The sequence below is a fragment of the Ramlibacter sp. genome (genome assembly GCF_035627355.1).
GTDB lineage: Bacteria > Pseudomonadota > Gammaproteobacteria > Burkholderiales > Burkholderiaceae_C > Ramlibacter.
Genome location: NZ_DASPLW010000060.1, coordinates 1 through 9,688 on the forward strand (window position 1 = coordinate 1; position 9,688 = coordinate 9,688).

Genomic DNA, 9,688 nt, shown 5'->3' on the forward strand with positions numbered 1-9,688 from the left:
AGCCCGGGATGACAGTTGCTGGTCACGGATGACAGCAGCTGGTCATCCCCGCACGTCATTTGTAGTTGCGGATCTTCTCGATGTTGGCCTTGCCGAACTGCTTCTCGAAGTCGGCGTTCACCGTGGCCAGGGCCTTGACGAACTTCGCCTTGTCGACGTTCTCGACCACGTTCATGCCCTTGGCGCGCAGGTCGGCGACGCCCTTGGCGTCATCCTCGTCCACGCGGGCGCGGTTGGCCTTGGTGGCCTCCTTGGCCGCGTCCAGGAAGTGTTTCTGGTCCTCGGGCGACAGCTTGTCGAACATCGCCTTGTTCATCACCCAGATGCAGGGCGAGTACACGTGGCCGGTCAGCGACAGGTGCTTTTGCACCTGGTCGAACTTGGCGGCGATGATCACAGACAGCGGGTTCTCCTGGCCGTCCACGGTGCCCTGCTGCAGCGCGGTGAACACCTCGGGAAAGGCCATGGGCGTAGTGACGATGCCGAAGCCCTTGTACGCGGCGATGTGCACCGGGTTCTCCATGGTGCGCATCTTCAGGCCCTTCAGGTCGTCGGGCGACTTCACCTCGCGCTTGCTGTTGGTCATGTGCCGGAAGCCGTTCTCGGCCCAGGCCAGCGCCTTGAAGCCCTTGGAGTCGAACTTCGTCAGCATCTCGGCGCCGATCGGGCCGTCGAGCACCGCGCGCGCATGCGCCTTGTCGCGGAACAGGAACGGCACGTCCAGGATCTTGGTTTCCGGCACGAAGTTGGGCACCGGGCCGGTGGAGGAGAAGGCCAGCTCCTGCGTGCCGAGCTGCACCGCCTCGATCGACTCGCGCTCGCCGCCCAGGGCGCCGTTGTAGAAGGTCTGGACCTTGTAGCGGCCGTTGGTGCGCTTCTCGACCTCCTTGGCGAAGGTGTCGATCGCGATGCCCTGGTGGGAATTCTGCGAGGTCGAGATGCTGATCTTCATGGTGGTCTGCGCGAACGCGGACCCGCCCATCACCAGCCCCGCGGCCAGCGCCAGGAACAGTTTGCTCAGTTTCACGAGAGGTCTCCTTGGGTCATTTGCCGGTAGAAAGCCGCGAGGATGCCCGGGGCGCCGGGCCGGCACAACAGGAGTTCCACGTAGAACGAGAGGTTGTCAGACGGGCGAAAGGTAAGCCGCCCGCCCCAGGACGGGGAAGCGGCGCGGGACTGCGCCGCGACCGTCACATGTTGGTGTAGTTCGGCCCGCCGCCGCCCTCCGGCGTGACCCAGACGATGTTCTGCGTCGGGTCCTTGATGTCGCAGGTCTTGCAGTGAACGCAGTTCTGGGCGTTGATCTGCAGCCGCTCGGCGCCGGTGGCCTCGTCCTTGACGAACTCGTAGACACCGGCGGGGCAGTAGCGCTGCTCCGGCCCGGCGTACTGGCGCAGGTTCACGTCCACCGGCACCGAGGCGTCCTTGAGCGTCAGGTGGGCCGGCTGGTTCTCCTCGTGGTTGGTGTTGGAGATGAACACCGAGGAGAGCCGGTCGAAGGTGAGCTTGCCGTCGGCCTTGGGATAGGCGATCGGCTTGCATTGGGCCGCGGGCTTCAGGCAGGCGTGGTCCGGCTTGTCGCGGTGCAGGGTCCAGGGGATGTGGCCGCGCAGCAGGAACTGCTCGACGCCGGTCATCAGGGTGGCGACGGTGCGGCCCTTCTTGAACCACTGCTTGAAGTTGCGCGACTGGTTCAGCTCGGCGTACAGCCAGGAGCGCTCGAAGGCTTCCGGGTAGGCGCCCAGTTCGTCGTGCTGGCGGCCCTGGCCGAGGGCGACGAAGGCGGCCTCGGCCGCCAGCATGCCGGTCTTGATCGCGGCATGGCTGCCCTTGATGCGCGAGGAGTTCAGGAAGCCCGCGTCGTCGCCCACCAGCGCGCCGCCCGGGAACACCGTCTTCGGCAGCGACAGCAGCCCGCCCACCGTCAGCGCGCGGGCGCCGTAGCCCAGCCGCTTGGCGCCGCCGGGGCCCTCGAAGTACCAGCGGATGTTGGGGTGGGTCTTGAAGCGCTGGAACTCCTCGTAGGGCGACAGGTAGGGGTTCTGGTAGTCCAGGCCGACCACGAAGCCGATCGAGACCAGGTTGTCCTCCATGTGGTACATGAAGGAGCCGCCGTAGGTCATCTGGTCCAGCGGCCAGCCGGCGCTGTGCAGCGCCAGGCCCGGCGTGTGGCGGGACGGGTCGATCTCCCACACTTCCTTGATGCCGATGCTGTAGCTCTGCGGGTCGCAGCCTTCGTCCAGCTTGAACTGGCTGATCAGCTGCCTGCCCAGGTGGCCGCGGCAGCCTTCGGCGAACACCGTGTACTTGGCATGCAGCTCCATCCCGAGCTGGAAGTTCCCGGTCGGCTCGCCGTCCTTGCCGATGCCCATGTTGGCCGTGGCCACGCCCTTGACGGAGCCGTCCTCGTTGAACAGCACCTCGGCGGCCGGGAAGCCGGGGAAGATCTCCACGCCCAGCGCCTCGGCCTGCTGCGCCAGCCAGCGCACCACGTTGGCCAGGCTGACGATGTAGTTGCCATGGTTGGCGAAGTTCTTCGGCAGCAGGAAGTTGGGCGTGCGGCGCGCGCCGGTCTCGTTGAGGAACAGGAAGATGTCCTCGGTGACCGGCTGCGTCAGCGGGGCGCCCAGTTCCTTCCAGTCGGGGATCAGCTCGCTCAGCGCGCGCGGGTCGACGATGGCGCCCGACAGGATGTGCGCGCCCGGCTCGGAGCCCTTCTCGAGCACCACCACCGAGACCTCGCGGCCGTGCTCCGCCGCCAGTTGCTTGAGCCGGATGGCCGTGGCCAGGCCGGCAGGGCCGGCGCCGACGACGACGACGTCGTACTCCATCGCTTCGCGCGGGCCGTACTGGGCGAGGATTTCTTCCTGGGTCATGTCTGTGCTCGATAATCGTCGGGCGCCTCGCGCGTGCCGGGCGCGCGCGGGCGAACAGCGGATTCTATTCGGCGCCCCCGCGCGTTCTTCCGCGCGCTGCCACCCACCGCCCCTTGCGCTTCCGAGCAGGAGACTCCAGTGAGCTACAGCATCGATCTTTCCGGCCGTGTCGCCTTCGTGACCGGCGCATCCGGCGGCCTCGGGGGGCAGTTCGCGCGCACGCTGGCCGGCGCCGGCGCCGCCGTGGTGCTGGCCGCGCGCCGCGTGGAGAAGCTCAAGGACCTGCGCGCCCAGATCGAGGGCGCGGGCGGCGACGCCCACGTCGTGCCGCTGGACGTCACCGACCTGGACAGCATCCGTGCGGCGGTCGCCCATGCCGAAACCGAGGTCGGCTCGATCGACATCCTGGTCAACAACTCCGGCGTGAGCACCACCCAGCGCCTGCAGGAGGTGACGGAGGAGGACTACGACTGGATCTTCGACACCAACGTCAAGGGCGCCTTCTTCGTCGCGCAGGAAGTCGGCAAGCGGATGCTGGCGAGGGCCAAGGGCGCGGCGCCGGGCACCTTCACCGGCGGGCGCATCATCAACATCGCCTCCATGGCCGGGCTGCGGCCGCTGGCGCAGATCGGCGTGTATGCCATGAGCAAGGCGGCGATCGTGCAGATGACCAAGGCGATGGCGCTGGAGTGGGGCCGCTTCGAGATCAACGTCAACGCGATCTGCCCCGGCTACATCGACACCGAGATCAACCATCACCACTGGGCCACCGAGCAGGGCCAGAAGCTGGTGAACATGCTGCCGCGCAAGCGCGTGGGCAGCCCCGAGGACCTGGACGCGCTGCTGGTGCTGCTGGCCAGCAGCGAGAGCCACTTCATCAACGGGGCCGTGATCGCGGCCGACGACGGCTTCGGCATTTGATCCCCGGGCGCACGCTGTCCGGCGTGCTCGCCGGCCTGGGCGCGGGCGCCCTGTGGGGGCTGGTGTTCGTCGCCCCGCGCATGGTGCAGGGCTACTCCTCGGTGGACCTCGCCGCCGGCCGCTTCGTGGCCTACGGCGCGGTGTCGGCGCTGCTGGTGCTGTGGGCGATGCGCGCGCGGCCGCTGCCCACGGGATCGTAGGCGCTCGCCGCCGTCGGCCTGAGCGTCCTCGGCTTCACCGGCTACTACCTGCTGCTGGTGCTGGCGATCCGCGACGCCGGCACCGAGGTGCCCACGCTGGTGATCGGCACCATCCCGATCTGGGTCATGCTGCTGGGCAAGCCGGGCCACCTGCGCTGGTCGGCCCTGCTGCCCGGCCTCGCGCTGACCGCGGCCGGGCTGCTGCTCATGATGGGCGCGGCCCGTGGGCTGGCCGGCACGGACCATGCGCCGCATTTCTGGCGCGGCGTGCTCTTCGCCGCGGTGTCGCTGGTGTCCTGGACGGCCTTCGCCATCCTCAATGCGCGCTGGCTCAAGCGGCATGCGCAGGTGCAGGTGACCGAATGGGCCAACTGGCTGGGCGTGGCGACCGGGCTGGGCGCGCTGCTGCTGTGGGCGCTGGCGGGCTCGCCGCTGCCGCAGCTGCTGGCGCAGCCCGATCGCAGGATGTTCCTCTCGCTGGCGCTGGGCACCGGCTTCGGGTCGGCATGGCTGGCCACCATCCTGTGGAACGTGGCGAGCCGGCGCCTGTCGGCCAGCCTGTGCGGACAGCTGATCTTCAGCGAGACGCTGTTCGCGCTGTTCTATTCTTTCGCGTGGGACGGGCAGTGGCCGAGCGCGTCCCAGCTTGCGGCCTGCGTGCTGTTCACGCTGGGCATCCTGGCCTCGATCAAGGCGCACCAATGAAACTCGAACTGCCCCAGGACAAGAAGCTCGTCCACGAAATGACCCTGCCCATGCGCTGGGGCGACATGGACGCGATGGGCCACGTCAACAACACGCTCTATTTCCGCTACCTCGAGGTGCTGCGCATCGACTGGTTCCGCACCATCGACTGCGTGCCCGACCCGCGCGGCGCGGGCCCGCTGATCGTCAATGCCTTCTGCAACTTCCACAAGCAGCTGGAGTACCCGGGCGACATCTACCTGGCCATGTACGTCAGCAGCCCCGGCCGCAGCTCGTTCGAGACCTGGGCCACCATGGAGCGCACCGACGACCGCGGCGTGATTTATGCATCGGGCGGGGCGACCACGGTTTGGGTGGACTTCCCGAAGCAGAAGTCGGCACCGCTGCCGGATTGGTTCAGGAAGCACCTGGAATAAGCCCCTCCGTCAAGCGAAAGGGGCGGCCTACTCCACCGCCGGCGGCAGCGCCATCCCGCGTTTCCGCATCTCGGCGCGCACGCGGTCCGGGTAGTCGGAAATGATCCCGTCCACGCCCAGGTCCAGCACGCGGGCGATGTCGGCGCCGGCGTTCACGGTCCAGGGCACCACCTCCAGGCCCATGGACTGCGCGTGCCGCACCGCATCGGCCGTCAGCGCCTGGAAGTTGGGCGACCACACGTGCCCGCCGGCGGCCTTGACCATGGCCGGCACGCTGCCGTGCTCGGCCAGCGTGAAGCCGGCGGTCGTCACCGGTGAATCCAGGTTGGTGAAGCGCGGTAACTGGGCGCTCAGGTACACGGTGCGGATGCGCGGCGCCACCTTGCGCAGGACCTGCAGCGTGCGCCAGTCGAAGCTCTGCACCATCACCCGGTCCTCCATGCCGGCCTCGCGGATCACCTTCAGCAGCGCCTGCACGAAGGGCTCCGGTTCCAGCGTGTTCTGCGGGTTGCGCAGGTCGATCTTGGTCTCGATGTCGAACTGCACGTGCGCCGCGCCCAGCCGCTTGGCCAGCTCGAACACCGAGGCCAGCGTCGGGATGCGCGATCCGTCGACCGGCTGCTGCTCGCCGAAGGTGCGCGCATAGGCGCTGCCCGGGCGCAGGCGACCGACGTCGAAGGCCTGCAGCTGCGCATGGGTGAGCTGGCGGATCACCAGCGGCTCGGTGATCCACTGCCCGTCCGGCCCGCGCACCAGGTCGGGGTTCAGCACCGGATCGTGCGACAGCACCACCACCCCGTCGGCGGTGACGGCCGCGTCCATCTCGAGCGTGCTCACGCCGATGCGCAGCGCGCGCTCGAAGCCGGCCAGCGTGTTCTCCGGCAGCAGGCCGCGGGCGCCGCGGTGGCCCTGCAGGTCGAAGGCGAAGGCGGCCGTCCCGGCGACCAGCAGCGCGGCCGTGAGCAGCCAGCGCAGCGCCGCATGCGCCGCGGCGCGGCCAGGCAGGGTGGAAGAGAAGAGGGCGGCAAGGGGTCGCATCGGTCGGCGGTGGCGGAAAGGGCAGGCATCATAGGCTGGCGTCGCTTACGCGACGGGCTCCGTGCTTCCCCGGTGCCGATCGGGCAGCGTGCTCGCTAGGCTGCGGTCCATGCCCGATCCCGCGCAACCCTCCCGTCCCCACCATCGCTTCTGGCCCGCGCGCCTGCCGCACGCGCTGACGCCGCCCCAGACCTCGCTGTGGGACAACCTCGCGATCAGCGCGCGCCGCTACCCGGCCAAGCCGGCGCTCGCCTTCTTCGACCGCGTCTTCAGCTACCCCGAGCTCGTGCGCATGGCCGAGCGGCTGGCGGCGCGGCTGCACGCGCTGGGGGTGCGCAAGGGCGACCGGGTGCTGCTGGACATGCAGAACTGCCCGCAACTGGTGGTCGCGCACTTCGCCATCCTGCGCGCCAACGCGGTGGTGGTGCCGGTCAACCCGATGAACCGGGCCGAGGAGCTCAAGCACTACATCGTGGACCCGGATGCCAAGGTGGCCATCGCCACCGGCGATGTCGCCGGCGAGATCGCGCGGGCCAGCGACCAGCTGGCGCCGGAGCAGCGACTGTCGCACCTGGTGGTCACGCAGTACACCGACGCCTTCGATGCCGAGGCCACCGGCGCCTGTGCGCCGCCCGCGGCCTGGCGCGACTGGCTGCTGGCGCGCCCGCCGCTGCCGGCGCTGGCCGGCGGCAACGTGATCGACTGGGACGAGGCGCTGGCCAACGACCTGCCGCTGCCGCCGTTCGAGGTGGGCCCGCAGGACCTCGCGGTGCTGCCCTACACCAGCGGCACCACCGGCCTGCCCAAGGGCTGCATGCATCCGCACCGCAGCCTGATGCACAACGCGGTGGCCAGCGCGGCCTGGGGCAACGCCACCGCCGAGACCGTGAGCCTGCTGGTGGTGCCCATGTTCCACATCACCGGCATGGTCAGCGTGATGCACTCGGCGATCTACATCGGCGGCACGCTGGTGGTCATGCCGCGCTGGGACCGCGACCTTGCCGGCCGATTGATCTCCAGCTGGAAGGTGACGACCTGGACCAACATCCCCACCATGGTCATCGACCTGATGGGCAGCCCGGACTTCGGGCACTTCGACCTGTCCAGCCTGGCGCACATCGGCGGCGGCGGCGCGGCGATGCCGCAGGCGGTGGCGCAGCGGCTGCTGGAGCAGTTCGGCCTGCGCTACGTCGAGGGCTACGGCCTGACCGAGACCGCCGCGCCCTCGCACAGCAACCCGCCGGATGCGCCCAAGCAGCAGTGCCTGGGCATTCCCTTCATGAGCTGCGACGCGCGGGTGGTCGACCCGGAAACGCTGCGCGAAGTGCCGGTCGGTGAGCAGGGCGAGATCGCGATCCGCGGCCCCATGGTGTTCGACGGCTACTGGAAGCGGCCCGAGGCCACCGAGGCTGCCTTCTTCGAGCTGGACGGACAGCGCTTCTTCCGCTCCGGCGACCTCGGCCGCATGGACGAGGACGGCTACTTCTTCATCACCGACCGCTTGAAGCGCATGATCAACGCCAGCGGCTTCAAGGTCTGGCCGGCCGAGGTGGAGGCGCTGATGTTCCGCCACCCCGCCATCCAGGAGGCCTGCGTGATCGCGGCCCGCGACGAATACCGCGGCGAGACGGTCAAGGCCGTGGTGGTGCTGCGCGCCGCGCACAAGGGTCAGGTCAGCGAGCAGCAGATCATCGACTGGTGCCGCGAGAACATGGCGGTCTACAAGGCGCCGCGCATCGTGCAGTTCGCCGACGCCCTGCCCAAGAGTGGCAGCGGCAAGGTCATGTGGCGCACGCTGCAGGAGGCCGAGCCGCGCGGTTGAGCGCTTCGACACGCCAACGAGGAGGGGAAACCATGGCGAACGTACCGCCGCCGAGCACCGGCTGGCAGGAGCAGGTCGACCCGGCCGAGGCCCAGCGCTTCGCCGGCTACGCCGAAGTGTTCACGCGCATCCAGGCCCAGCGCTCGCAGCGCTGGGGCGTCGGGCGAGGACTGCACCGGAAGCAGCTGGTGGCGGCGCAAGGCACGCTCCAGGTGCTGGACGGCCTTCCCGACTTCGCCCGGCACGGCCTGTTCGCGCGCCCCGGCACCTACGCGGCGCAGGTGCGGCTGTCCAACGGCGGCCTGGACCGGGCCTCGGACAAGACCCCCGACATCCGCGGCTTTGCCATCCGCATCGAGGGGGTGCAGGGCGCTTCGGCGCTGGGCGGCGCGGCCAGCAGCCAGCACTTCACGCTGATCAACCAGGAAGCCTTCGCCTTTGCCCGCAGCGAGGAGTTCGTGGCCTTCGTCGAAGCGGTCGCCCGCGGCAACGCGGCGCTGTTCGCACACATCGTGCGGCGCTACGGCTGGCTGGGCGTGCCGCGGCAGCTGGCTGCCCTGGCCCGCACGATGGGCCGGCCGTTCACCGGGTTCGCCACGGAGCAGCTGTACAGCGCCCTCCCGATGGCCAACGGCCCCTACGCCGTGCGCGTGCGGCTGGTGCCGGATGCCGCCAATGGCGAACCGGATCGCTCAGCGCGCCAGGACTGGGGCGCCGACTTCCGGCGCCGCCTGCAGCGGGGCCCGCTGGGCTGGGACCTGCAGCTGCAGTACTTCGCCAGCGAAACGCTGACGCCGATCGAGGACGCCTCGGTGCCCTGGCCCACGCCCTACAGCACGGTGGCGCGCCTGGTGCTGCCGCAACAGGACCTCTCGTCCGCCGAGGCACAGGCGCTGGCGCAGCAGCTGGAAGCCGGTCGCATCGACCCGTGGCAGGGCCTGGCCGAGCACCGGCCGCTGGGCGAGGTGCAGCGGGCGCGCCGGGCGGTGTACCTGGCCAGCCAGCAGGCGCGCGGCGCGGCCTGAAATCGGACATCGGCCCGGCGGGGACGTCGGCGGAATGGCATGCCCCTTGCCCATTAACGGGCAGGTCCATGCCCAGGAGTCCCCATGTCCCCGCAACCCACCCCGGCCCACGAGCGCTTTGCCAAGGGCGTCGCACCGGAGCGCAACGAGCAGGCGCCGCTCGGTCCGCAGCCCAGCTACGACGAGGTGCTGGACACCGCGGTCGAGTACACCTTCCCGGCCAGCGACCCGGTGTCGGTGGACAGCGCCTGCAACGCCATCGCCGACCGCGACGGGCAGGCCGCAGACCCGCAGCGTCGGTGACGACGCCGGTGCGCACCCGCACCTGCTGCCAGGGTCCACATGCTGCGGCAGGAACGCGACTACGCGCGCCTGCAGAAGACTTGGGACGCACCGCGCCCGGCGGGGGCGCGGGCGAAGGCTCCTTGAGTGGCTACTTGACGGCTGCCCCTTGCGTCGCGTCCTGCGTGTCCTGCTGGCGCGACGACTCCGGCGCCCCGCTGCTGTAGGTGGGCCGCTCGCGATCCTGGTGCGGCGCGGGCCGGCCGGGCAGCGGCGGAAGGGCCTTGGCCTTCTCCAGGTCGATGCCCGCGACCTCGGCCACGCGGCGGCCGTAGTCCTCGTCGCAGTGCCACAGGTGCCAGACCATGCGCAGCGCGATCACCTCGGGGCACTCCTTGAGGTC

At 69.8% G+C, this 9,688-nt stretch carries 8 protein-coding genes and 2 pseudogenes; 6 read left to right on the top strand and 4 right to left on the bottom strand.

Annotation, left to right across the window (positions count from 1 at the left end):
• Positions 1 to 55: 55 nt before the first annotated feature.
• Positions 56 to 1,027: a TRAP transporter substrate-binding protein gene (locus tag VEC03_RS14370; RefSeq protein ID WP_324916338.1), complete on the bottom strand. Its 972-nt coding sequence runs from the start codon at positions 1,025 to 1,027 to the stop codon at positions 56 to 58.
• A gap of 163 nt (positions 1,028 to 1,190) precedes the next feature.
• Complete coding sequence (locus tag VEC03_RS14375) at positions 1,191 to 2,876, bottom strand: electron transfer flavoprotein-ubiquinone oxidoreductase (protein ID WP_324916342.1); 1,686 nt, start codon at positions 2,874 to 2,876, stop codon at positions 1,191 to 1,193.
• A gap of 138 nt (positions 2,877 to 3,014) precedes the next feature.
• Here VEC03_RS14375 and VEC03_RS14380 point away from each other — a divergent pair, with 138 nt between their 5' ends.
• From VEC03_RS14380 to VEC03_RS14390, 3 genes and pseudogenes are all read left to right on the top strand, one after another.
• Complete coding sequence (locus tag VEC03_RS14380) at positions 3,015 to 3,797, top strand: SDR family oxidoreductase (protein WP_324916345.1); 783 nt, start codon at positions 3,015 to 3,017, stop codon at positions 3,795 to 3,797.
• Between the two features lie 62 nt (positions 3,798 to 3,859).
• Positions 3,860 to 4,702 (top strand): annotated as a pseudogene (locus VEC03_RS14385) (DMT family transporter).
• Positions 4,699 to 5,118 carry a thioesterase family protein gene (locus VEC03_RS14390; protein ID WP_324916347.1) on the top strand — a complete coding sequence of 140 codons (420 nt, stop codon included), beginning with the start codon at positions 4,699 to 4,701 and terminating at the stop codon, positions 5,116 to 5,118. Before VEC03_RS14385 ends, VEC03_RS14390 begins: the two are co-directional and overlap by 4 nt.
• Before the next feature lie 27 nt (positions 5,119 to 5,145).
• Here the strand turns inward: VEC03_RS14390 and VEC03_RS14395 are convergent, their stop codons facing one another.
• Entirely contained in the window at positions 5,146 to 6,156 is a 1,011-nt protein-coding gene (locus tag VEC03_RS14395) for a glycerophosphodiester phosphodiesterase (RefSeq protein WP_324916350.1), read from the bottom strand.
• 109 nt (positions 6,157 to 6,265) lie between these two features.
• Here VEC03_RS14395 and VEC03_RS14400 point away from each other — a divergent pair, with 109 nt between their 5' ends.
• From VEC03_RS14400 to VEC03_RS14410, 3 genes are all read left to right on the top strand, one after another.
• Complete coding sequence (locus VEC03_RS14400) at positions 6,266 to 7,978, top strand: long-chain fatty acid--CoA ligase (protein WP_324916354.1); 1,713 nt, start codon at positions 6,266 to 6,268, stop codon at positions 7,976 to 7,978.
• Between the two features lie 32 nt (positions 7,979 to 8,010).
• Positions 8,011 to 9,003, top strand: a complete 993-nt coding sequence (locus VEC03_RS14405; RefSeq protein ID WP_324916357.1) for a catalase — start codon at positions 8,011 to 8,013, stop codon at positions 9,001 to 9,003.
• An 84-nt stretch (positions 9,004 to 9,087) separates the two neighbouring features.
• The gene (locus VEC03_RS14410; RefSeq protein ID WP_324916360.1) at positions 9,088 to 9,306 is read left to right on the top strand and encodes a hypothetical protein; all 219 of its coding nucleotides are present in this window, start codon (positions 9,088 to 9,090) and stop codon (positions 9,304 to 9,306) included.
• Positions 9,307 to 9,436: 130 nt separating this feature from the next.
• Here VEC03_RS14410 and VEC03_RS14415 read toward each other — a convergent pair.
• Positions 9,437 to 9,688 (bottom strand): annotated as a pseudogene (locus tag VEC03_RS14415) (catalase); the annotation flags it as partial.

Coding starts and splice junctions, on each gene's coding strand:
- VEC03_RS14410 (WP_324916360.1), top strand. CDS start 9,088: ATGTCCCCGCAACCCACCCCGGCCCACGAGCGCTTTGCCAAGGGCGTC.
- VEC03_RS14395 (WP_324916350.1), bottom strand. CDS start 6,156: ATGCGACCCCTTGCCGCCCTCTTCTCTTCCACCCTGCCTGGCCGCGCC.
- VEC03_RS14375 (WP_324916342.1), bottom strand. CDS start 2,876: ATGACCCAGGAAGAAATCCTCGCCCAGTACGGCCCGCGCGAAGCGATG.
- VEC03_RS14390 (WP_324916347.1), top strand. CDS start 4,699: ATGAAACTCGAACTGCCCCAGGACAAGAAGCTCGTCCACGAAATGACC.
- VEC03_RS14405 (WP_324916357.1), top strand. CDS start 8,011: ATGGCGAACGTACCGCCGCCGAGCACCGGCTGGCAGGAGCAGGTCGAC.
- VEC03_RS14400 (WP_324916354.1), top strand. CDS start 6,266: ATGCCCGATCCCGCGCAACCCTCCCGTCCCCACCATCGCTTCTGGCCC.